Source organism: Mesorhizobium sp. M0676 (genome assembly GCF_040320535.1).
Lineage (GTDB): Bacteria > Pseudomonadota > Alphaproteobacteria > Rhizobiales > Rhizobiaceae > Mesorhizobium.
On the sequence record NZ_JAMYPU010000013.1, the window covers coordinates 136,685 to 157,886 of the forward strand.

General features: G+C 63.5%; 22 protein-coding genes and 1 pseudogene. 12 read left to right on the top strand and 11 right to left on the bottom strand.

From position 1 onward, the window contains the following. Window positions 1-32: 32 nt before the first annotated feature. The 5 genes from NKI35_RS16685 to NKI35_RS16705 all read right to left on the bottom strand — a co-directional run bounded on the left by NKI35_RS16685 (window position 33) and on the right by NKI35_RS16705 (window position 4,761). On the bottom strand, window positions 33-854 hold the full coding sequence (locus tag NKI35_RS16685; protein ID WP_023700756.1) for a carbohydrate ABC transporter permease: 822 nt from the start codon (window positions 852-854) through the stop codon (window positions 33-35). Beyond that, window positions 855-1,793 (bottom strand): carbohydrate ABC transporter permease, encoded by a 939-nt coding sequence (locus NKI35_RS16690; RefSeq protein WP_023670984.1) that lies wholly within the window; start codon window positions 1,791-1,793, stop codon window positions 855-857. Further along, entirely contained in the window at window positions 1,793-3,130 is a 1,338-nt protein-coding gene (locus NKI35_RS16695) for an ABC transporter substrate-binding protein (RefSeq protein ID WP_023745127.1), read from the bottom strand. Before NKI35_RS16695 ends, NKI35_RS16690 begins: the two co-directional genes overlap by 1 nt. 63 nt (window positions 3,131-3,193) lie before the next feature. Beyond that, a complete protein-coding gene (locus NKI35_RS16700) occupies window positions 3,194-3,853 on the bottom strand; it encodes a GntR family transcriptional regulator (RefSeq protein WP_023706209.1) in 660 nt (219 codons plus the stop codon). A gap of 23 nt (window positions 3,854-3,876) precedes the next feature. After that, a complete protein-coding gene (locus NKI35_RS16705; protein WP_352740933.1) occupies window positions 3,877-4,761 on the bottom strand; it encodes a dihydrodipicolinate synthase family protein in 885 nt (294 codons plus the stop codon). Window positions 4,762-5,010: 249 nt separating this feature from the next. On the opposite strand from NKI35_RS16705, the gene NKI35_RS16710 reads away from it, so the two are divergent. After that, window positions 5,011-6,153: a hypothetical protein gene (locus NKI35_RS16710; protein ID WP_352740935.1), complete on the top strand. Its 1,143-nt coding sequence runs from the start codon at window positions 5,011-5,013 to the stop codon at window positions 6,151-6,153. Window positions 6,154-6,388: 235 nt separating this feature from the next. Here the strand turns inward: NKI35_RS16710 and dprA are convergent, their stop codons facing one another. The 4 genes from dprA to NKI35_RS16730 are packed head-to-tail and all read right to left on the bottom strand — an operon-like array spanning window position 6,389 to window position 10,420. Continuing rightward, window positions 6,389-7,516, bottom strand: coding sequence for a DNA-processing protein DprA (gene dprA / locus NKI35_RS16715; protein WP_023670989.1), 1,128 nt, complete (start codon window positions 7,514-7,516; stop codon window positions 6,389-6,391). Continuing rightward, complete coding sequence (plsY, locus tag NKI35_RS16720) at window positions 7,513-8,118, bottom strand: glycerol-3-phosphate 1-O-acyltransferase PlsY (protein WP_023670990.1); 606 nt, start codon at window positions 8,116-8,118, stop codon at window positions 7,513-7,515. Before plsY ends, dprA begins: the two co-directional genes overlap by 4 nt. A gap of 56 nt (window positions 8,119-8,174) precedes the next feature. Further along, the gene (locus NKI35_RS16725; protein WP_023706213.1) at window positions 8,175-9,461 is read right to left on the bottom strand and encodes a dihydroorotase; all 1,287 of its coding nucleotides are present in this window, start codon (window positions 9,459-9,461) and stop codon (window positions 8,175-8,177) included. Then, window positions 9,458-10,420: an aspartate carbamoyltransferase catalytic subunit gene (locus NKI35_RS16730; RefSeq protein WP_352740938.1), complete on the bottom strand. Its 963-nt coding sequence runs from the start codon at window positions 10,418-10,420 to the stop codon at window positions 9,458-9,460. Before NKI35_RS16730 ends, NKI35_RS16725 begins: the two co-directional genes overlap by 4 nt. A gap of 196 nt (window positions 10,421-10,616) precedes the next feature. Here NKI35_RS16730 and NKI35_RS16735 point away from each other — a divergent pair, with 196 nt between their 5' ends. The 3 genes from NKI35_RS16735 to NKI35_RS16745 all read left to right on the top strand — a co-directional run bounded on the left by NKI35_RS16735 (window position 10,617) and on the right by NKI35_RS16745 (window position 13,298). Further along, window positions 10,617-12,245, top strand: coding sequence for a DNA alkylation response protein (locus tag NKI35_RS16735; protein ID WP_023670993.1), 1,629 nt, complete (start codon window positions 10,617-10,619; stop codon window positions 12,243-12,245). Window positions 12,246-12,369: 124 nt separating this feature from the next. Continuing rightward, window positions 12,370-12,957: a hypothetical protein gene (locus NKI35_RS16740; protein WP_023670994.1), complete on the top strand. Its 588-nt coding sequence runs from the start codon at window positions 12,370-12,372 to the stop codon at window positions 12,955-12,957. After that, window positions 12,957-13,298, top strand: a complete 342-nt coding sequence (locus tag NKI35_RS16745; RefSeq protein WP_352740941.1) for a DUF6105 family protein — start codon at window positions 12,957-12,959, stop codon at window positions 13,296-13,298. The genes NKI35_RS16740 and NKI35_RS16745 overlap by 1 nt, the downstream gene beginning before the upstream one ends. Here the strand turns inward: NKI35_RS16745 and ruvX are convergent. After that, on the bottom strand, window positions 13,216-13,722 hold the full coding sequence (gene ruvX, locus NKI35_RS16750) for a Holliday junction resolvase RuvX (protein WP_352740943.1): 507 nt from the start codon (window positions 13,720-13,722) through the stop codon (window positions 13,216-13,218). The two genes, NKI35_RS16745 and ruvX, sit on opposite strands and share 83 nt — an antisense overlap. Before the next feature lie 165 nt (window positions 13,723-13,887). On the opposite strand from ruvX, the gene NKI35_RS16755 reads away from it, so the two are divergent. The 7 genes and pseudogenes from NKI35_RS16755 (at window position 13,888) to NKI35_RS16785 (ending at window position 18,819) form a co-directional block, all read left to right on the top strand. Further along, window positions 13,888-14,595: a metal-dependent hydrolase gene (locus tag NKI35_RS16755; RefSeq protein WP_023684673.1), complete on the top strand. Its 708-nt coding sequence runs from the start codon at window positions 13,888-13,890 to the stop codon at window positions 14,593-14,595. Between the two features lie 44 nt (window positions 14,596-14,639). Beyond that, the gene (locus NKI35_RS16760; RefSeq protein ID WP_352740945.1) at window positions 14,640-15,056 is read left to right on the top strand and encodes a hypothetical protein; all 417 of its coding nucleotides are present in this window, start codon (window positions 14,640-14,642) and stop codon (window positions 15,054-15,056) included. Between the two features lie 110 nt (window positions 15,057-15,166). After that, window positions 15,167-15,454 carry an Asp-tRNA(Asn)/Glu-tRNA(Gln) amidotransferase subunit GatC gene (gene gatC / locus NKI35_RS16765; protein ID WP_023670999.1) on the top strand — a complete coding sequence of 96 codons (288 nt, stop codon included), beginning with the start codon at window positions 15,167-15,169 and terminating at the stop codon, window positions 15,452-15,454. A gap of 7 nt (window positions 15,455-15,461) precedes the next feature. Further along, window positions 15,462-15,917 (top strand): GNAT family N-acetyltransferase, encoded by a 456-nt coding sequence (locus NKI35_RS16770; protein ID WP_023726661.1) that lies wholly within the window; start codon window positions 15,462-15,464, stop codon window positions 15,915-15,917. Next, window positions 15,917-17,482, top strand: coding sequence for an amidase (locus NKI35_RS16775; RefSeq protein ID WP_023693429.1), 1,566 nt, complete (start codon window positions 15,917-15,919; stop codon window positions 17,480-17,482). The genes NKI35_RS16770 and NKI35_RS16775 overlap by 1 nt, the downstream gene beginning before the upstream one ends. A gap of 1 nt (window position 17,483) precedes the next feature. Beyond that, entirely contained in the window at window positions 17,484-18,014 is a 531-nt protein-coding gene (locus tag NKI35_RS16780; RefSeq protein ID WP_023671002.1) for a hypothetical protein, read from the top strand. A 7-nt stretch (window positions 18,015-18,021) separates the two neighbouring features. Then, window positions 18,022-18,819 (top strand): annotated as a pseudogene (locus tag NKI35_RS16785) (YdcF family protein). Here NKI35_RS16785 and NKI35_RS16790 read toward each other — a convergent pair. Next, window positions 18,768-19,511 (bottom strand): DUF599 domain-containing protein, encoded by a 744-nt coding sequence (locus NKI35_RS16790; protein WP_023671004.1) that lies wholly within the window; start codon window positions 19,509-19,511, stop codon window positions 18,768-18,770. The pseudogene NKI35_RS16785 and the gene NKI35_RS16790 sit on opposite strands and share 52 nt — an antisense overlap. A gap of 272 nt (window positions 19,512-19,783) precedes the next feature. On the opposite strand from NKI35_RS16790, the gene NKI35_RS16795 reads away from it, so the two are divergent. Next, entirely contained in the window at window positions 19,784-21,187 is a 1,404-nt protein-coding gene (locus NKI35_RS16795; protein ID WP_352740947.1) for an L-serine ammonia-lyase, read from the top strand. Window positions 21,188-21,202: the final 15 nt, after the last annotated feature.

A 21,202-nucleotide genomic window follows, 5' to 3' on the forward strand; every position in this document is an offset into this window, starting at 1 on the left:
CTCCCGGAAATGAGTCATGTCGGGGCCGTGCCTCAGCCGCCCTTGACGGCGCCTGCGGTCAGCCCGGCGACGATCTGCCTTTGCGCGAACAGGGTCAGCACCAGCACCGGCAGCGTGACCACAAGTGCTGCGGCGGCGAGCGGACCCCAGCTCACCTGCTCGTAGGAAAGCATGTTGTAGACGGCGACCGGCAGCGTGCGGGTCTCGCGGCTGGCGAGCACAATGCCGAAGACGAAATTGTTCCATGAGAAGATGATCGACAGGATGAAGGCGACGACAATGCCCGGCTTGGCGATGGGCAAGGCGACCAGCCGGAACACCTGCCAGGAACTGGCGCCATCGATGTTGGCCGCTTCTTCCAGCTCCATCGGCGTGGTCTCGAAATAGCCGATCATCACCCAGACCACGATCGGCACCGTCACCACCAGATGGATGATGATCTGCGGCCACAGCGTGCCGAGAATGCCGACCCACTGGAACAGCAGGAACAGCGGAATGAGATAGGAAAGCCCCGGCGTCATGCGGGCGATCATGATGACCACCGCCGAGCGTTCGGCCTTGAGACGCGCGATGCCATAGCCCGCCGGCACGCCGATCAGCAGCGCCAGCAACGTTGCCGTGCCCGTCACCAGAACCGAATTCCAGAAATAGAGCAGGAAATTGTTCTCCTCGAATACCTTCACATAGTTCGACCAGGCGAGATGTTCCGGGATCAGGATCGGCGGGTAGGCACCGTTGTCGATCTCGAACTTCAGCGACAGCGAGATCATCCAGAGGAAGAACAGGATCGCCGGCGAGACGAAGACCAGAGCCGCGAAAAACAGCCCGATCCGGTTGAGCAGCCGTGAACTCATCTATTTGCCCTCCACCCCGATCCATTGGGAGCGCTGGCGCAGCATCAGCAGGATGAAGGACAGCGCGACGATGACGATGAAGAACACCACGGCCATGGCCGAGCCATAGCCGATGTCGTAGTAGGAGAAGGCGGTGTTGTAGAGATAGATGTTGATGGTTTCCGAGGCCGTGCCCGGTCCGCCCTGGGTCATCGCGTAGATGATGTCAAAACTCTTCAGCGCATCGATGGTGCGGATGATCATGGCGATCATCAGGAACGGCGCGATCATCGGCAAGGTGAGATAGCGGAACTGCTGCCAGGCGTTGGCGCCGTCGATCTCGGCGCTCTCGAAGGGCTCGCGCGGCACGGAGGCCAAGCCGCCCAGCACGATCAGCATCACCAGCGGCGTCCACTGCCAGGTCTCGACCGCAACCAGGGACGGGATGACCGTCCTGGCGTTAAAGATCCATTCCTGCGCCGGAATGCCGACCAGCGACAACAGATAGTTGAGCACGCCAAGCTGGGGATGGAACATCATCGTCCAGACCAGCGCCACGGCGACTGGCGTTGCCATCATCGGCATGACGAAGACGCCGCGCAACAGGCCGCGCAGCGGAAATTTGGCGTCGAAGATCAGCGCCGCGACAGTGCCAAGGAACATCGGCGCCGCGACCGAAAGCGCCGTGTAGGTCAGCGTATGGAAAAGCGATTCCCAGAAGCGTTGGTCGACTGCCAGCCGCAGGTAATTTTCCATCCCGGCAAAGCTTCGCGCCTGTCCGAGGGTCCAGCGGTTGACGCTCATCCACAGCGTGAAGGCCCAGGGAAAGACGATCACGGCGCCGACGACGACGAGCGCCGGGACGACGAAAGGCCAGTAGTTGGGAGCCAGACGGATGGTCTGGCCCCCTTCGATGGCTTGCGTCGTCACCCCGGTGCGTTCTGGGGTGATGGCGGACATCAGCCTTGCTCGCTCCGGTCGAGCACCGGCTGGAACTGCTCGGTGGCCTTCTTCAGTTCCTCTGCCGGATCGGCGCCGGCGATCAGATTGGTCAGCGCCACGCCATAGATGTCGCGGAACTCGGTGACCGGAATGATGACCGGCAGCGACAGCCGGCTGACATTGCCCGAGCCGACCACGGCATCGAGCCAACTCGCCGGCATGGTGACGCCTTCGCGCACCTTGGGGTCTTCCAGCACCGACTTGCGGAACGGCACGCCGGCGCCAGCCTGCAGCAGGCGCGCACCCATCGCAGGCGAAATCGCCCACTGGCAGAACAGATAGGCAGCTTCCTTCTTCTCGCTGGTGGCCGTCACGCCGAGGCCGTCACCAAAGGTGCCCGCGGCATGCGCCTTGGGGCCCTTGGGCATGACGCCGTAGCCGACCTTGCCGACCACACGCGACTTTTCCGGATTTTCCATCGGCGGGGCAAAGCCGACGCCATCGAACCACATGCCGATCTTGCCTTGCAGGAAGGCGGACTGGGCTTCGGCCCAGTTGAATCCGGTGACGCCTGGAGGCGCCGACTTGGTCATCAGCCGCTGGTAGAGGCTGGCGGCCTCGATCGCCTCGGGCGAGGTCGTGCGCAGCTTGCCCTTGTCATCGAGCGGCGTCATGTCGTAGCCGAGCATCAGCGACGTCCATACCGGCGTGTTGGCGTTTTTCAGGCCGCGGGCGACAAAGCCGTAGGTGTTGGTCGACGGGTCGGTCAGCGCTTCGGCGGCCGCCACCAGTTGCTCGAAGGTTTCAGGGTATTTGAGGCCCTTGGCCTCGAACAATTCCTTGTTCCAGTAGACGATCCAGTAATCCACCGAGAACGGCAGCGAGCGCAGCACGCCCTGGCCGTCCTTGGCAAACAGCATGCCGGCATCGGCGAAATCGGTTTCCACCAGCGCAGGATCGGTCAGGGTCGGGTCAGCGAGATAGCCTGATATGTCGGCCAGCCAGTCGCCCTTTTCGAACTGGCGCTTCTGCACGTGGTAGCTCAGATGCACGACGTCGAAGCTCGGTTTGCCGGAGCTCAGTTCGATCACCGTCTTCTGGCGCTGCTGCTGTTCCGGCGTCGCTTCGGCATTGACCTTGATCCCGGTCAGTTCCTCGAACTCGGCGATGTATTTTATCAGCGTGTCGCTGCGCGGGCTTTTCACCAGATTGACGTCAAGCGTCGTTCCCGCAAAGCGCTTCCAGTCGACGCCGGCGGCAAAGCTTGGGCGAACGCCCGCAAAGCCGGCGGCGGCAAGCGCCGCGGTTCCCTGAAGCAGTTGCCTCCTGGTTGGGTTGAACAGATTGCACGACATTTCTTCCTCCCGGTTGTTGTCGTTATCGATTGCATCGCGGACCGCGGTGCGGCTCAGGTTTCCTCAGATCTGCAGCGCCAGCCGGCGCGCCTTGTCGATATGCAGACTGATCGCCTCGACCGCCTTCCCTGGATCGCGGCTCTCCATGGCTTCGATCACCGCCAGGTGCTCGCGCATCACCGGCACGACGCGCCCGTCGATACGGAACCGCTCCTGGTGGATCAGGCGGATCTTCACCGAATTGACCAGATAGGCCTTGGCGATGATCTCGTTGCCCAGCGCATCGATGAACGTGTCGTGCATGGCCCAGTCGATGGTCTGCGCCTTGGCCTCCATCTCCGGCGTCGGGGTCTGCGCAAGCGCCTGGGCATGCATGTCCTCATGCTCGCGCCGCAAGCGGGCAAGCTCGGCATCGGAGGCGCTGACCGTAAACAGCGCCACCGCTTCACGCTCCATGAACAGGCGGAACTGAAAGGCCTCGCGGATCAGGCTGATATCTATATGGGCGATCTGCATGCCGCGCTGCGGAATGGTCGTCAGCAGTCCTTCCGCCTCGAGACGCGGCACGATCTCGCGAATGGCGCCGAGCGGCAGTCCGGTGAAGGCAACCAGCTCACGTTGCGACACGAACTGGCCTGGCTTGAAGTCGCGCGCCAGCAAATGCCGCGTGAAGCTGGCATAGGCCTTCTCCCTGAGGGTGGTCGGTTCGTTGCCGTCTTCCATTTCGGCGCGCTTCCCTTTGCCGGTCAGGCCGGTTCCCTGGCAAACAAGCTGTCATAGGCTGAGGCAAGCTGCTGCTGCCCTTGCAACGCGATCGGCTCCAGCGGCGGACGGACCGCCAGCCAGCGCTCGTCGCCGGTCTTACGCGCCACCATCACCTTTACCGCCGGGGTGACCGGATATTTGAGCAATTCGAGCACAAAACTCTCGACGCGAGGATCGTCGCGCCCGTCCTCGGCCATGGCGCGGATTTCGCCCGGGACGAAATTGGCCATGCCCGAGATTGCGCCTTGAGCACCCAGTCGCACCGCACGCGCCAGATGCCTTTCATCGCCGATCAGGATCACCAGATCGCCATAGGCGGCAAGCAGCGCCTCGCTGTAGCTCCAGTTTCCACCGGAATCCTTCACCCCGGCGACCACGTCGGGAAAAGCAGTGCGCAATCGGCCGATCAGGCCAAGCGAAAGCTGCACCATGGTAACCGAAGGGATGTTGTAGAGCAGCACGTCACGGGCGAGGGGGCCAAGCGCGGCAAAGACGGCGGAGAACCAGCCGAAAAGGCCCTCCTCGCCGACATTCTTGAAGTAGCTCGGCGGGGCCAGCAGAATGTTTCGGGCGCCTCGCTGCAAGGCATGCTGTGCCTGTTCGGCGGCGTCTTCGGCGGCGTCGACCAGCACGCCGGCAACGAGTTGATGCGGCAGGATTCCAGCAGCCAGCATGGCTTCGGTCACCGACCGCCGCTCCGTCGTGCCCACCGACGCGCCTTCCCCTGTGGTGCCGAAAAGCGTCACGCTGCCGCAACCCTGCGCCAGGCAACTTTTGGCCTGAGCGATCATGGGATCGGTGGCGATCTGCCCGCGGGCATCGAAAGGCGTGGCGAGAGCGGCCGAAAGGCCAAAGCATGATGTCACCGGAAGGTCTCCGAAGTAGGTGTGTATGCCGTGCTAGCACACTAACATGTTAGTCGTAAATTGGGGTGGTGCGCTTTTTAACAGCGGAGGGCCTTATCGAGCGGTTCACGGGTTCGAAGCCCATGGCGGATCGAGACCATTGGCGAAACAGCAGGATGGCCCAGTGTTGGGGCGCGGAGCGGCAGCTCCAACCTTGTCCCCATCCCAGTCGATGGCTAAACTCAGCCTTTCCCAGGGGAGGGTTCTGACATGACACTTCAGCTTTCGGCGGATGCTGTCGCTCCTAAGCCGGCGGCGCCTCAAAAATACCTCTTCGGCCCGGTCGCCGATTTCCTCATGCTGGGCGGCAGCGCCTTTCTCATCCTGCCGGTGCTGTTTCTCGTTCCGCTCGAATATGAAGGTCCGGTGGCCGCAACGATGGTCTTCGTAGCCTATCTCGTGAACTATCCCCACTTCGCCCACTCCTACCAGCTCTTCTACCGCAATTTCGGGCGCAAGGTGACGGGCGACGGCTACGACAGGAGCCTGCAGCTCCGCTACATTTTCGCGGGCATTGTCGTGCCCCTGGTCATGGCCGGGTTCTTTGCCTATGGCGCCGCGGCGGCGAACACGCGCCTGCTCGGCTATGCCACCAACGCCATGTTCTTTTTTGTCGGTTGGCACTACGTCAAGCAGGGCTACGGCATGCTGATGGTGGATGCGGTGCTGAAGCGCAAATTCTTCGACGACCGGGACAAAAAGGTGCTGCTGGTCAACTCCTATGCCGTGTGGATCCTGGCGTGGCTACAGACGAATACGGCGGTCACCCAGGGCAAATATTATGGCCTGGACTATTACACATTCGCGGCCCCTTCCTGGATCACCGACATTGCCATGCTGGCGGCCGTTGCGTCGACTGCGGCCACGCTCTTGATGCTGGTCAATCGTTGGCGGAAGAACGGCGGCGGCCTGCCCTATAACGGTTTGGTGGCCTATGTGGCGTCGCTCTATCTCTGGATCTTGATTGCGCGCGTAAACCCGCTTTGGCTGCTGATCGTGCCCGCGCTCCACTCGCTGCAGTATCTCGCCGTGGTCTGGCGCTACCAGACGAACGTCGAGCGCGACAGTTCCGATGCCGAAAGCGATCCGCAGCCGAAAATCCTGTCCTTTCTCGGCCCCCTCTACAGGTTTCGGCTCGTCGGCTTTATCGTCGGCGGCACGGCCCTTGGCTATCTCGGCTTCTGGCTGATCCCATCCGCGCTGACGGCCTTGATTCCCTATGACAGGCAAGTGCTGGGGTCATCGCTGTTCTTCTTCATCGTGCTGATCTTCATCAATGTGCATCATTATTTTCTGGACAATGTGATGTGGCGCCGAGGCAATCCGGAGGTATCGCGGTATCTGTTCCGCTGACTGATGCGCAGACTGTCGAGCCCGGTTTTCGTCAGCTGTCGAGTATGCCATTGCGAGCGTGATCGTCAGTGCAACGGAGAGCCCTGGAATGGCGGAGTGCTTTTCCGGGAGCCGCCTGGAAAATACCCTACGGTGGCATCTGTACCGGCGTTGGCGACTATACCGAGGTTGGCGCCGCCGGCGTGACCCTCGACGCGTGAGTTGCGGCCGACGTGCGGCGGGATCGGCTGGAACGTCACGAAACCAGTGAGACATTGCCGCCGGCATGGCGCTCGATGCGGCCGGCAAGGTCGAGTTCCAGCAGCACCATGGAGACTTGCGCGGCGTTGAGGCCGGTGTGGCGGATGATCTCGTCCACGCCCACCGGCGTTGGGCCCAGCGCCTCGAGCACGCCGCTGCGTTCGTCCTCACCGGGCGGGGGTGTTGCCGAAAAATCGGGTGCCTTTTCTGGCGGCGCAATGCTTCGCGTTCGCGTGCCCGCCAAGGGTGCGATCGCACCGGAAACATCGGCCGCCTCGGTGACCAGGGTGGCGCCATCCTTGAGCAGCCCGTTGGAGCCGGCGCAGCGCGGATCGAGCGGCGAACCCGGTACGGCAAAGACCAGCCGGCCCATCTCGCCGGCCAGGCGCGCGCTGATCAGCGAGCCGGAGCGTTGCGCAGCTTCGATCACCACCAGTCCGAGGGCGGCGCCCGCGACAAGCCGGTTGCGGCGCGGAAAATCCTGCGCCCGCGGCTGCCAGCCGAACGGCATTTCCGAAATAACGGCGCCGCCACGCTCGGCAATGTCGTCGCACAAGCCGATATTTTCGGGCGGGTAGGGGACATCGAGCCCACCGGCCAGCACACCCACTGTACCAGTCGAGAGACTGCCCTGGTGTGCTGCCGTGTCGATGCCGCGCGCCAGGCCGGAAACGATGACGTAGCCGTCGCGGCCAAGATCCGCCGCCAGCATGCGCGCCATCTTGATGCCGGCGAGCGACGCGTTGCGGGCGCCGACGATGGCCACCGCCGGCAGGCGAAAGACGGCTGCCTCGCCCTTCACGGCAATCAGTGGCGGCGGATTGTCCATGTTTTTCAGCATCGGCGGGTAGTCGGCCTCGCCGATGCCGACGAAGCGGGCGCCGTTTTCACTGGCTGCGTCGAGTTCCGCTTCGGCTTCCTCCACGGAAGGAATGCGCATGATCCTTTTGGCTCCGCCCGAAATCATCAGCTCGGGCAGCATCTCCAACGCCGCCTCCGCCGAACCAAAGCGGTTGATCAATTCGCGAAACGAGGCCGGGCCGACATTTTGTGTGCGGATCAGCCGCAGCCAGCTCAGCCGCTGCCGGTCGCTGAGGCGCGGCCCGGCGGCGGGCTTGCTCAACCCTTGGCTCCGATCTTGCCTTCGGTGCCGGCAAGAAGGCGCGAAATGTTGGCGCGATGTTTGAAGATGACGATCAGGCTCATCACCAGGAACAGCCCGGCGGTCTCAGGTGTGCTCCAGAAATAAAGCGGGATCGGCACGATGACCGCCGCCGTCAGCGCTGCCAGCGAGGAATAGCGAAACAGAAAAGCCATCGCCAGCCAGACGACGATAAAAATCAGCGCCACATGCCAGCCGAGCGCGATCAGCACGCCGAGATAGGTCGCCACGCCCTTGCCGCCCTTGAAACCGAGCCAGACCGGAAACAGATGGCCAAGGAAGGCGCCAAGGCCCGCCCAGAGTCCAAGGCCGGCCCACAGTCCGTAGTCGTGTCCAAAATGGCGCGCGATCATCACCGCCGCCGTACCCTTCAACGCGTCGAGCACCAGCGTCGCGGCGGCGAGGCCCTTGTTGCCGGTGCGCAGAACGTTGGTGGCGCCGATATTGCCGGAGCCGATTTTGCGCACATCGCCGAGGCCGGCCGCGCGGGTGATCAAGAGGCCGAAGGGAATCGAGCCGAGGAGATAGCCGAACAGCAATGCCAGGATAACGTTATAACTCATTGTTTGCCCCCGCATTTCCCCAGCAACATATCGGTCTGCGACGTGGCGCGATCGCTCTAGCTCGAAAACACTGTGCGGCCCGCCACCAGCGTTTGCAAGACCATGCCTTGCAGCCGCGCACCTTCGAAGCAGGTGTTTTTCGAGCGCGAGCGGATGCCGCTTTCACTCACGATCCAGGGTTCTTCAAGGTCGATCAGCGCAAGATCGGCCGGCGCTCCCGGCTTCAGCGTGCCGCCCGGCAGGCCGAACAGCCTTGCTGGTGCGGTGGACAGTGTTTCGACCAGCCGAAGTAGCGGCACGTCGCCATTGTGGTAGAGCCGAAGCGCTGCTCCAAGCAGCGTCTCCAACCCGATCGCGCCGGCAGCTGCATCGGCGAAGGGAAGGCGCTTGGTGTCGACATCCTGCGGGTCGTGCGAGGAGACGATGATGTCGATCGTGCCGTCCTTGACCGCCTCGATCATGGCCAGCCGGTCTTCCTCCGCGCGCAAAGGCGGCGTCAGCCGGAAGAAGGTGCGGTATTCCCCGACATCGTTCTCGTTCAGCGACAGATTGTGGATCGCCACGCCCGCCGTGACATTGGCCTTGTCGGCTTTCGCGCGCGTCATCGCTTGCGCTGCCATCGCCGTCGAGATCTTGGCCGCGTGGTAGGCGCCGCGCGTCAGCCGTGCCAGCGCCAGGTCGCGCTCCAGCGGGATGGACTCGGCCTCGCGCGGAATGCCGGCAAGGCCGAGCCAGCTGGCATACAGGCCTTCATTCATCACGCCTGCCGAAGCGAGGTCGCCATCCTGTGTCTCATGTGCGATGACGCCGCCGAAATCGCGGGCATAGGTCAGCGCCCGGCGCATCACCAGTGCGCTGGATATTGTGTGCCGCCCATCGGTGAAGGCGACCGCACCGGCCTCGCGCAACAGGCCGAATTCGGTCATCTCGCGACCGGCGAGGCCTTTGGTGATCGCCGCCGCCGGAAAGATGTTGACGCTTGCCGTGTCCCGGGCGGTGCGCAGCACGAATTCGACCAGCGCGACATTGTCGATCACCGGGTCGGTGTCGGGCATCATGACGACGGAGGTAACGCCGCCGGCCGCCGCCGCAACGCTGGCCGAAGCGATGGTCTCGCGATGTTCGCCGCCCGGTTCGCCGATGAAGACGCGCGCGTCGATCAGGCCGGGAATGATTGCCTTGCCGGCGCAGTCGACCACGGTGGCTCCCGCCGGCAGGCCCTGGTTCAGGGCAGCCTTGCCGGCGGCAACGATCTTTTTCCCTTCGACGATGACGGTGCCGACCTCGTCGATGCCGCGTGACGGGTCGACGATGCGGGCGCGCTCAAAGACCGTCGTGCTCATGCCACCCGGCCCTCGTTGCGGCGCGGGTCGAGCAGCGCTTCCATCACCGCCATGCGCACGGCGACACCCATCTCGACCTGTTCCTGGATGACGCTTTGGGGACCGTCGGCGATTTCGGACGCAATCTCGACGCCGCGGTTCATCGGACCGGGATGCATCACCAGCGCGCCGTCCTTGGCGGCCTTCAGCTTTTCGGCATCGAGGCCGAAATAGCGAAAATATTCGCGCACCGAAGGCACGAAGGCGCCTTCCATCCGCTCACGCTGCAAGCGCAGCATCATCACCACGTCGGCGCCCTTGAGGCCCTCGGCCATCGAGCGCGAGACGATGACGCCCATTTTCTCGATGCCGGACGGCAGCAGGGTCGACGGCGCCACCACACGCACCTGCGCACCAAGCGCGTTCAACAGCATGATGTTGGAACGCGCCACGCGAGAATGCAGGATGTCGCCGCAGATCGCTACGATCAGTTTCGACAGCGGCCCCTTCGCGCGGCGGATAGTCAGCGCATCGAGCAGCGCCTGCGTTGGGTGCTCATGCGCGCCGTCGCCGGCATTGACCACCGAGCAGCCGACCTTCTGCGCCAAAAGGGCGGCGGCGCCCGCCGATTGGTGGCGGATGATCAGGATGTCGGGCCGCATGGCGTTCAGCGTCATCGCCGTGTCGATCAGCGTCTCGCCCTTCTTCACCGAAGAGCTCGCCACCGACATGTTCATGACGTCGGCGCCGAGCCGTTTCCCGGCCAGTTCGAACGACGACTGCGTGCGCGTCGAGGCTTCGTAGAAGAGGTTGATGTGGGTGCGGCCGCGCAGCGTCGAGGTCTTCTTTTCGGACTGCCGCGAAATGGCGACGGCGCGATCGGCCCGGTCGAGCAGGAGCTCGATATCACCGGGGGAAAGATCGCGGATGCCCAGAAGATGGCGGTGAGGATAAAGCGGCAGGGACGAAGCGTCGGTCATCTCAAGGCGCTGCTATAGGGGGGAGAATTCCTTGCCGCAAGCGCCAGCTTGGGATTGCGGCCTTTCTCCCCGGTATTTTCGTCGCGCGCGCCGCCTGGCTTGGGCTATATCTAGCCGATTGCTTCGGATTCGAAGCCTTGTGATGATAAGGCCTTTCTACCGTTAGAAGGCCCTTCTACTTTCAGAAGGATTGGGCGTGACCGACGACGTGACCAACCAGCCGCCGCCGCTGACGGGCGGCAACGCCTGGCGGGGCGATCCGTTGCTGATCCAGCTTGCCGAGCGTTTTTCCGATCCGGTGCGCAAGGACCTCGACGGGCTTGGCCGGTTCGTCCTGACGCAGGAGGCGCAGGAGCTGGCGCGCCTCGCCAATGTCGAGACGCCGAAGCTCCGCACGCATGACCGTCAGGGCCGGCGCATCGACCTCGTCGAATTCCATCCGGCCTATCATGCGCTGATGCGCCGCTCGGTTGCCGGCGGCCTGCATTCCTCGATCTGGGAAAACGGCGATAGCGAGATCGGCCGTCGCCATCAGGTGCGCGCCGCGCGTTTCTACCTGACCGCCGAACTCGAGACCGGGCATCTCTGCCCCATCACCATGACCAGCGCTTCGCTGGCCGCCCTGATGGCCAGCCCAAAGCTGTTTCGCGAATGGGCGCCGCGCGTGACGACGCGCAAATACGACCAGAGCCAGAAGCCGCCGGTCGACAAGGCCGGGCTGACGCTCGGCATGGGCATGACCGAAAAGCAGGGCGGCACCGACGTGCGCGCCAACACCACACGGGCCGAACGCGCCGGCAGCGGCTTTTATCGCCTCACCGGCCACAAATGGTTCATGTCGGCGCCGATGTCGGACGCTTTTCTCGTGCTTGGACAGGCGCCGGAAGGGCTTTCCTGTTTTCTCGTCCCGCGCATCCTCGGCGACGGTTCCGGCAACGGCTTCCGCTTTCAGCGGCTGAAGGACAAGCTCGGCAACCGCTCCAACGCCTCATCGGAGGTAGAGTTCGTCAACGCCATCGGCGAGATGGTCGGCGAGCCCGGCGCCGGTATAAAGACGATCATGGACATGGTCACGCTGACCCGGCTCGACTGCGCCGTCGCCTCGTCGGCAATCATGCGAGCGGGGCTGGCTGAGGCCGTGCATCACGCCCGTCACCGCCAGGTGGCCGGCTCGACGCTGATCGAACAGCCGCTGATGCAGCGCGTGCTGGCGGACATGGCGCTCGATGTCGCCGCCGCCACGGCACTCTCGTTCCGACTGGCGCGCTCCTTCGACGAGGCTGCCGGCGACCGCGGCGAGGCTGCTTTTGCCCGCGCCATGACCCCGGTGGTCAAATACTGGGTCTGCAAGATCGCGCCGCCACTGCTCTATGAGGCGATGGAGTGCCTCGGCGGCAATGGCTATGTCGAGGAAGCGCCGCTCGCCCGCTACTACCGCGAAGCCCCGGTCAATGCGATCTGGGAGGGCTCAGGCAATGTCATGGCGCTCGACGTGCTGCGCGTGCTCGGCCGCGCGCCCGGCCTGTTCGAGGAGGTGCTGGCCGGCATCGACCGCGATCTCGGCGCCGGCGGACGCGGAACCATTGGCGTGCTCAAGGCGGCCATGCAGGTCGCCGGCACCGATGAGGGGTCGGCCCGCCTGCTGACCGAACAGCTGGCGCTGTCGGCGGCAGCTGCGGAATTGCGCCGGCTGGGGGCAGGGCGGATTGCGGACGCCTTCGTCGAGACGCGGCTCGCCGGCCAGTGGCGCAACACCTATGGCATGCTCGATTCGCGCCACGATGCGCGCATGATCATCGACACGCTCTATCCGCCGGTGAATTGAGGGCCTTCCGCCAGTCCGTGAACGAATTTGCCTGCCTGTGGACAGCCGTTAACCTTAACGAATGGTTTCCGTTGCAGCCGCAGGCCGCAGACCCCACTGTCTTTGTCACCAAAGCAGGAATGCCATGCGGCACATTTTGACGTCCTTTCTGGCCTTGCACTGGGCGCTGGTTTTCGCCCTGCTGGCGTTCATCTGTGTCGATGGAAACCGCGGCGTTGCGGGCGCTCTGGGCGTGCTCGGCGTCGTCGTGGAAAACACTCGTCTGGCCGATCTCGACAATGCTGCCGTCGTGGCGCCGCTGGCCATCGCCTTGCTGGTCGTGGCGGTGCTGTTTTGCTGGGTCTTCGTCGAGAGTCTGGTTAACGCCGCAGCGAGCCCGGACGGAGCCGACAGTGTGGCGCGGACCGCCTTCATTTCGGCATCCGCGGTGTTGTCGCTGATCCTGATCGGCGGCGCAGCGCGAGGCATCAACGGCCTGTTTTTGGTTGTCGCCGTGCAATTGGCGGCACTTCTGGCCTCCTATGTCGCCATGCTGGCCGAGCGGAGGTCGGTCTTCGCTGTCATGGTTTCTCGGGAGGCAGAGAGCCGCGCCACCGCCCATGCCATGGCCAAGGGTGCCGCGCACGGCTCCTTGCTGTCGCGCATTTCCGGCCGTCCGGACATTGGTCCCAGCGGTCGCAGAGGCGGCTCCAGCCGCAGGGACGGTCACTGATGCGCACGCTGTTCGCATTGTGGGCCGCGCCACTCGCTCTGTTCTGGGGCTGGTTCTTCCTGTCGCTCAACGACATCAATTTCGGCTACGTCATGCTCAGCCGGCAGCTGCATGATTTGGTGTTTCAGCTCTACGGGCAGATGCTGGGCATCGATCCGGCGATCATTCCGGGCATGGTGGCAAGGGCCTGCATCTTCGACGGCTTCCTGCTGATGGCATTGTGGGCGTTTCGCCGCCGCCGCAACATCACGGCCTGGGTCAGGCGGCAGGCGGGGAATCCGGTTCCGTCCGATCGCGTGGGTCAAGCGACTGGAGCCGGTCCAGAACTCCCTGCAGAATAAAGGCCGCAGCCGCCGAATCGATCTTGCCGGCGCGCTTTCGGCGCGAGAAATCCATCTCGATCAGCGTCCGCTCCGCCGCCACCGTCGACAGCCGCTCGTCCCACAGCACGAAGGGCAGGTCGGTTATGCCTGCCATGTTGCGCACGAAGGCGCGCGACTTCTGGGCGCGGGGACCTTCCGAACCGTCCATGTTGATGGGGAGACCGAGTACAAACGCACCGACATTGTCCTTCTGCAGCTGGGCGAGCAGCGCTGCCGCATCCAGCGAAAACTTTTTACGCAGGATGAAAGGGCGCGGATGGGCAAAGGACAGGCCGCGGTCGGAAACGGCGACACCGATCGTCTTGTCGCCGAGGTCGAGCCCGGCCAGCGTCCTGCCGCCCTCCAGGCGTGTCGGCAGATCCTCGATTGCTATGATGCCCAACGGCTTTCCCCAACCAGCGTTACCGTGACTCAGTCTATTGCGACCCAGACTTGCCGTCACAAAGAGCGCGACACGTTCTTTTGAAGCGCGAGCACACTATGTCACTTTAATTTTGCTGCCGGCGTTCTATCTTCCGGCGCAACCAAAAATCGAGGAACACGATCGATGAAATTGACCTGGTACGGACATTCCGCCTTCCGCGTCGAGACATCAGGCGCGACAATCCTGATCGACCCCTATCTCGTCGGCAACCCATCATGGACGAGCGGCTGGGAGGGGCCGGCGGAAGGCGTCACCCATGTGCTTCTGACCCACGGCCACAGTGATCATGTCAGCGGCGCGGTGGAGGTGCTGAAGAAGAGCGGCGCCCAGCTGGTCGCCAATTACGAGATCTGCATGTACCTGGTCGGCAAGGGCGTCGACGGCAAGAAGATCAATCCCGGCAATCATGGCGGCACCGTCGATTGCGGTGCCTTCACCACCACCTTCGTGCAGGCACTGCATTCCTCGTCGTTTGGGCTCGATGGCGGCCAGAACGTCTACCTCGGCAATCCCAACGGGCTGGTCCTGCATTTCCCGGAGGACAAGACGCTCTACCATATGGGCGACACCGACATCTTCTCCGATATGGCGCTGATCGAGGAATTGCATGAGCCGAAGATCGGCCTCGTGCCGGTCGGCGACCGCTTCACCATGGGCGGCGCGGTGGCGGCCCTGGCCTGCCGGCGCTTCTTCCACTTCGACACCGTCGTGCCATGCCACTTCGGCACCTTCCCGATCATCGACGCGACGGCGGAGAAGTTCGTGGCCGGCCTCGAAGGATCAGGTGTCGACGTAGCCTTGCCAGCCATCGGCCAAACGATCACACTATAGAGCGATCGTTGAAACGATCCCTTGTCGCAAAGGGGAATTAAACCATGGGTTTGAGAGAGACTCTTTGCGTTTCGATGCTGGTCGCTGCGTCGCCCGCATCCGCCGCCGAGGACTTCATCAAGGGCGTTTACCTCCAGACCCAGGAGCTTTGCGCGCAAGCCAAAAAGGACACGCTGCAGACGCTGATTGAGACCGGCAATGTCATCTTGTCGGCGGACGGCCTGCAAAGCGTCGAGTATAATTGCGAGTTCGTCCAGGTCACCAAGGCGACGCGCTCGCCGAGCTGGGCGGTCACTGCCATCTGCCAGGAGCCGGGCTTTCTCTTTCCCGATATACTGTCGATCACGCAGATGAACGCGACCCAAATCGACATCGTCTCGGTGCGCCCGACCGCCGACGAAGGCGAGCAGGCCGGCAATGGCGGCAGCTATTATCTGTGCGAGGGTGTATCGCTGCCCTAGGCTGAAATGCCGCCCTGGCATGAACGGGCTCTATCCCCAAGCACGATCGATGTTGCGCGGCACGCGCCACGCCGCTATAGCGCCATCTGGTTTTCCCAAAGGCTAAAGACATGTCCGTTGATCTGCAAACTGTGAAGCGCGTCGCGCGTCTCGCCCGCATTGCGGTGAGCGAGGAGGATGCCGAGCGCATGACCGGCGAGCTGAACGCCATTCTGGGCTTTGTCGAGCAGCTGAACGAGGTCGATGTCTCCGGCGTCGAACCGATGACATCGGTGACCCCGATGGAGATGAAGAAGCGCCAAGACATCGTCACCGACGGCAACAAGGCTGCCGATATCGTCGCCAACGCGCCGGCCACTGACGAGAATTTCTTCCTCGTGCCGAAGGTCGTGGAGTAGCTGGCCGATGGCAATCGAGATCGCCGTCGAAACGCCGCTGCAGGACGATGTCCGCGCTTTGGTCGAGGAGCTCAACGCGACGCTGCTCGAACTGACGCCGCCGGAGCATTGCTACCATCTGACGGTCGAGCAGATGGCTGGCGACGACACCACCGTGTTCATCGCCCGCGACGACGGGCAAGCCATCGGTTGCGGCGCGCTGAAGCGCCATGATGCCCGCGTCGGTGAGGTCAAGCGTATGTACACGCGGCCTTCGCATCGGGGCAGGAAGATCGGCGCCAAGATCGTCGAACATGTCGAAACGCTGGCGCGCAGCGAAGGGCTGAAGCGTCTGGTGCTGGAAACCGGCGACCGCCATCCCGCCGCCTGGACCGTCTATGAACGCGCCGGCTTCTCGCGCTGCGGGCCGGTGCTGGATTATCCCGATTCCGAGTGGTCGGTGTTTTACGAAAAGAGCCTTTGATGAGCGAACTGACCCATCTGACAATTTCGCAGGCGCGCGCCAAGCTGCGCGCCAAGGAGATTTCTGCCGTCGAAATCACCGAGGCCTATCTCGGTGCCATCGAGCGCGCCAATCCGGTGCTCAATGCCTACATCGTCGTCACCGGCGACAAGGCGCGCGATATGGCCAAAGCTTCCGACGCCAGGCTCGCCAAGGGCCAGGGCGGTGCGCTGGAAGGCATCCCGCTCGGCATCAAGGACCTGTTCGGCACCGAAGGTATCCACACCCAGGCCTGCAGCCATGTGCTGGACGGCTTCAAGCCGCGCTACGAATCGACCGTCACCGCCAATCTGTGGGCAGACGGCGCCGTCATGCTGGGCAAGCTTAACATGGACGAGTTCGCCATGGGCTCGTCCAACGAGACCTCCTATTACGGCCCTGTCGTCAATCCGTGGCGGCGTTCGCGCCTCGACACGGTGGTGATGCCGACCACGCATCAGGGCGATGGCGGTTTCGTTTCGGCCGGCGGCACCAAGACCGCGCGCACGCTGGACAATGCCCAACTGGTGCCCGGCGGCTCCTCGGGGGGCTCGGCTTCCGCCGTCTCGGCTTTCCTGTGCGCCGGCGCCACCGCCACCGACACCGGCGGCTCGATCCGCCAGCCAGCCGCCTTCACCGGCACCGTCGGCATCAAGCCGACCTATGGCCGCTGCTCGCGCTGGGGCATCGTCGCCTTCGCTTCGTCGCTCGATCAGGCCGGCCCGATCGCCCGGGACGTGCGCGATGCCGCGATCATGCTGAAGTCCATGGCCTCGGTCGACCCCAAGGACACCACTTCCGTCGACCGGCCGGTGCCGGATTACGAGGCGGCGATCGGCAAACCGATCAGGGGCATGAAGGTCGGCATTCCCCGGGAATACCGCGTCGACGGCATGCCGGAAGAGATCGAGGCGCTGTGGCAGAAGGGCATTGCCTGGCTCAGGGATGCCGGCGCCGAGATCGTCGACATCTCGCTGCCGCACACCAAATACGCTTTGCCGGCTTATTATATCGTTGCGCCCGCCGAAGCGTCATCCAATCTGGCGCGCTATGACGGCGTCCGCTACGGCCTGCGCGTGCCGGGCCAGGACATTGTCGACATGTACGAAAAGACCCGAGCCGCCGGGTTCGGTCGGGAGGTCAAGCGTCGCATCATGATCGGCACCTATGTGCTGTCGGCGGGCTATTACGATGCCTACTATCTGCAGGCGCAGAAGGTGCGCAATTTGATCAAGCGCGACTTCGAGACGGTTTTTGCCGACGGCGTCGACGTCATCCTGACGCCGGCGACGCCGTCGGCCGCCTTCGGCATCGCTGACGAGGACATGGCCGCCGATCCGGTGAAAATGTACCTCAACGACATTTTCACGGTGACCGTGAACATGGCCGGACTGCCGGGCATTGCCGTGCCTGCCGGCCTCGATGCCAAGGGCCTGCCGCTCGGCCTGCAGCTGATTGGCCGTCCCTTCGACGAGGAAACCCTGTTCCAGACAGCCGCCGTCATCGAGCAGGCGGCGGGAACCTTCCAGCCGGAGAAGTGGTGGTAGCATGCCGCCTCCGTCTCGCATTTCCATCGTCGAGACGGGAAACGAACTGCTGATCACGAACCCGCCACGCACCTCGGATTTCAGGACAGTCTTTGTCCTGATCGGGGCCGCGATCGTCGCCTACACCGGCTACATGGGATTGACGGATATGTCGTCCGCAACGCTCACCAGCGGCACGCTCGGCCTGCTGTCCTTCGTGGCGGTCATTGCCCTCTTCACCTATTTCCTGGGCAAGGATTTCATCTGGCGGGTGTTCGGCAGGGAAACCCTGCGGCTGACCGACACTGCAGCCGTGCGCTCGGTGAGGGGTTCCTTGCGAAATCGGTGGTCACTGCCTTTGAAAGGGCATCTTAGGGTCGAAATCCTCGACCATACCTATCCCACGGACGAAGTGGGACTGTCGGAAGTCATCAGCTTGACCAACGCGAACGGCGTCCTTGTTTTCGGCAGGGAGTTAAGCCGCCTCGAAGCGGAAGCGGTAGCGAGTGCGGTCGAGCACTTCACCGGCCGTCACAATTTGAGCTGGAGATAGGCAGGCAATGTTCTTCTATCTCTCCAAGGTATTCTGGTTCTTCGTCCAACCACTCAACCTGGCGATCTTCCTGCTGCTTGCCGGCTTGCTCGCGGCGCTGATCGGCCGCCGGCGATTGGCGGCGACGGGCAGTGTGTTCGCCTTCCTGATTCTGGCGCTGTCGGCCTGGACGTCGCTTGGCGCCATGATGCTCAATCCGCTCGAAGAGCGCTTCCCAAAGCCGCCGCTGCCGCGGAAGGTCGACGGCATTGTCGTGCTCGGCGGCGGCTTCGAGGGCGCCATCAACTAGGCGCGCGGCGGCTATGAGCTGAATTCCGGCGGCGACCGCATGGTCGAGGCGGCGATCCTTGCCCGGCGCTTTCCCGAGGCGAAAGTGGTTATCTCGGGCGGCACCGGTGAACTGTTCATCGATGGCGAGGGGGATGCGGCCACCGCGCCGCGGCTGCTCGGTGCGCTTGGCGTCGACGCCGATCGCCTGATGCTCGAGAGCAAATCCCGCAACACCTATGAGAATGCCGTCTTCACCAAGGAACTGGTAACGCCGAAATCGGGCGAAACCTGGCTGCTGGTGACCTCCGCCTTCCACATGCCGCGCGCCAAGGCGCTGTTCGACAAGGCCGGCTTTCACACGGTCCCGTGGCCGGTCGACTATCGCACCTCGGGCAAGGAAGGCTTTGGCCTGTTTCGCGACAACGCACCCGATTCGCTGCAGACCACGACCATGGCGATCCGCGAATGGATCGGGCTCGCCGCCTATTGGCTATCGGGCCGGATCGACCAGCTTTTCCCCGGCCCGGGCGGCTGACCGATCACCGCTTGCCTTGCGGCGGAAAAGAACTGACGCCGCACCAGCACCGCCAGTAGCAGCAGCGTCGACAGCACGAACACGATCGGGTCGACGAACCAGCCGAGATAGCCGATCGAGAAGAACACCGCGCGCAGGCCTGAATTGAAATGCTTGCCGGCCAGCATGTTCATGCGCGCCGCGCGCCACACCGCCGTTTCGCTGACCGGGTTGCGTGACGCCTCGCCATAGGGGATCGGCACCGCGCCGATCAGGATCGTGCAGTAGTTGAAGAGACGGTAGGCCCAGCCGAACTTGAAGAAGGCGAAGGCCAGGATCAGGACCAGGCCAAAGACCTTGATCTGAAAGGCGGAGCGCGATGAGGTCGCGTTCAACGGCAGGTCGTTCAGCACGGCAAGGACCTGATCCGAGGCGCCAAGCAGCGCGAAACAGCCACCGAGCGCAATCAGCGAACTGGAGGCGAAAAAGGCGGTGCCTTGCTGCAGGCCGCTCATGATGGCGGTGTCGACGATGCGGATTTCGCGCTCGGCCATGGTGCGCATCCAGGCCTCGCGCTGCACGTTCATGGCCATCGTCAACGACACCCGGCTGACCAGTCTGCCGTCGGATGCCAGCGTATGCAGCAACCATGCGAGCAGGAAAAAAGCCAGCGCCGCCAGATCAGCCGTCGACAGATGGAAGGAATCGCCCATGCCCCCTTTTACCACAGGCAAAGCGGTCAGTTCGATGCTCCAATGCATGCCGCCCAGAGGTGAGCTGCGGTTCTGGGACAACCACATGCATTAAAACAAGAACTTAAAGCGCGTCGCATGAATCCGTTTCAGCGCGACGCGCTTTCAGCCGGGGATGTCGCTGCCGGAGCAAACAAGGTCGGCAGGTGCAGCGCCGCAATCCGCAAAACAGCACAAACATCATGGAAAGTCCTATATGTAGGTCTTGATCCCATTCCCGGAGACGGCGCAGCGTGTTTCTTTCGGTTTTCGACTTGTTCAAGATCGGCATCGGACCGTCGAGTTCGCACACGATGGGACCGATGACGGCGGCGCGGCGGTTTCTCGACGAGATCGCCGGCGATGACTGGCCGCGCCCGGCCGGCGTCAAGGTCGATCGCATTGGCGCCAGCCTGCACGGCTCGCTCGCCTATACCGGTATCGGCCATGGCTCGGATCGCGCCGTTGTCCTCGGACTTGCTGGCCTGACACCACAGACGGTCGATCCCGATCAGGCCGAGGGAATCGCCACGCGCATCGCCGCCGAGAAGCGGATATCGCCACGCGGCCATCCCTCCTATCGCTTCGACACGGCGACGGATCTGGTGCTCGACCGCAAGACGCCGCTCACCGGCCACGCCAACGGCATGGCCTTCTACGCTTACGATGCCGGCGACCGGCTGCTGCTCAAGCGCATCTACTATTCCATCGGCGGCGGCTTCGTGGTGTCCGAGGAAGAGCTGCAGCGGATGAAGGTGAAGGGCTCGGTGACCACAGAAGGCAAGAAGGTGCCCTATCCCTTCAAGAATGCCGTCGAGATGCTGAAGATGGCAGGCAAAAGCGGCCTGTCTATCGCCGACATGAAGCGCATCAATGAAGAGACGCATATGTCGCGCGAGGAGCTCGACAGCGGCCTTGATGCGATCTGGGGCGCCATGAAGGGCTGCATCGACCGCGGCCTGTCGCAGGACGGCATCATGCCGGGCGGGCTGAAAGTGCGCCGTCGTGCCCGCATGCTGCACGACAAGCTGCAGGAGCAATGGCAGCAGAACAAGCCCAACCCTTTGCTGGCCAATGACTGGCTGTCGATCTACGCAATGGCGGTGAACGAAGAGAACGCCGCCGGTGGACGCGTCGTCACCGCGCCGACCAATGGCGCGGCCGGCACATTGCCGGCGGTGCTGCGTTACTGGCTGCATTTCCACCCCGAGGCCGACCAGCCGAGCATCCGCGACTTCCTGCTCACGGCGGCCGCCGTCGGCGGCATCATCAAGACCAATGCCTCGATCTCCGGCGCCGAAGTCGGCTGCCAGGGCGAGGTCGGCTCGGCCTCGGCGATGGCTGCCGCGGGTCTCTGCGCCGTCATGGGCGGCACGCCCGAGCAGGTCGAGAACGCCGCCGAAATCGCGCTCGAACATCATCTCGGCATGACTTGCGATCCGGTCGGCGGTCTGGTCCAGGTGCCTTGCATCGAGCGCAATGCGCTCGGCGCCGTCAAGGCGGTCACCGCCGCCTCTCTGGCGATCAAAGGCGACGGCGTCCATTTCGTGCCGCTCGACGCCGCGATCGAAACAATGCGCCAGACGGGCCTCGACATGAACGAGAAGTACAAGGAAACCAGCCTTGGTGGGCTCGCCGTCAATGTCGTGGAATGCTGACCGCGCAACGCCACT

Excerpts from the sequence above, each read along its gene's own strand:
- NKI35_RS16710 (WP_352740935.1), top strand. The coding sequence starts at position 5,011 with ATGACACTTCAGCTTTCGGCGGATGCTGTCGCTCCTAAGCCGGCGGCG.
- NKI35_RS16775 (WP_023693429.1), top strand. The coding sequence starts at position 15,917 with ATGAGCGAACTGACCCATCTGACAATTTCGCAGGCGCGCGCCAAGCTG.
- NKI35_RS16730 (WP_352740938.1), bottom strand. The coding sequence starts at position 10,420 with ATGACCGACGCTTCGTCCCTGCCGCTTTATCCTCACCGCCATCTTCTG.
- plsY (WP_023670990.1), bottom strand. The coding sequence starts at position 8,118 with ATGAGTTATAACGTTATCCTGGCATTGCTGTTCGGCTATCTCCTCGGC.
- NKI35_RS16685 (WP_023700756.1), bottom strand. The coding sequence starts at position 854 with ATGAGTTCACGGCTGCTCAACCGGATCGGGCTGTTTTTCGCGGCTCTG.
- NKI35_RS16745 (WP_352740941.1), top strand. The coding sequence starts at position 12,957 with ATGCGCACGCTGTTCGCATTGTGGGCCGCGCCACTCGCTCTGTTCTGG.
- NKI35_RS16740 (WP_023670994.1), top strand. The coding sequence starts at position 12,370 with ATGCGGCACATTTTGACGTCCTTTCTGGCCTTGCACTGGGCGCTGGTT.
- NKI35_RS16695 (WP_023745127.1), bottom strand. The coding sequence starts at position 3,130 with ATGTCGTGCAATCTGTTCAACCCAACCAGGAGGCAACTGCTTCAGGGA.
- gatC (WP_023670999.1), top strand. The coding sequence starts at position 15,167 with ATGTCCGTTGATCTGCAAACTGTGAAGCGCGTCGCGCGTCTCGCCCGC.
- NKI35_RS16725 (WP_023706213.1), bottom strand. The coding sequence starts at position 9,461 with ATGAGCACGACGGTCTTTGAGCGCGCCCGCATCGTCGACCCGTCACGC.
- NKI35_RS16780 (WP_023671002.1), top strand. The coding sequence starts at position 17,484 with ATGCCGCCTCCGTCTCGCATTTCCATCGTCGAGACGGGAAACGAACTG.
- NKI35_RS16700 (WP_023706209.1), bottom strand. The coding sequence starts at position 3,853 with ATGGAAGACGGCAACGAACCGACCACCCTCAGGGAGAAGGCCTATGCC.
- NKI35_RS16755 (WP_023684673.1), top strand. The coding sequence starts at position 13,888 with ATGAAATTGACCTGGTACGGACATTCCGCCTTCCGCGTCGAGACATCA.
- NKI35_RS16690 (WP_023670984.1), bottom strand. The coding sequence starts at position 1,793 with ATGTCCGCCATCACCCCAGAACGCACCGGGGTGACGACGCAAGCCATC.
- NKI35_RS16760 (WP_352740945.1), top strand. The coding sequence starts at position 14,640 with ATGGGTTTGAGAGAGACTCTTTGCGTTTCGATGCTGGTCGCTGCGTCG.
- NKI35_RS16770 (WP_023726661.1), top strand. The coding sequence starts at position 15,462 with ATGGCAATCGAGATCGCCGTCGAAACGCCGCTGCAGGACGATGTCCGC.
- NKI35_RS16790 (WP_023671004.1), bottom strand. The coding sequence starts at position 19,511 with ATGGGCGATTCCTTCCATCTGTCGACGGCTGATCTGGCGGCGCTGGCT.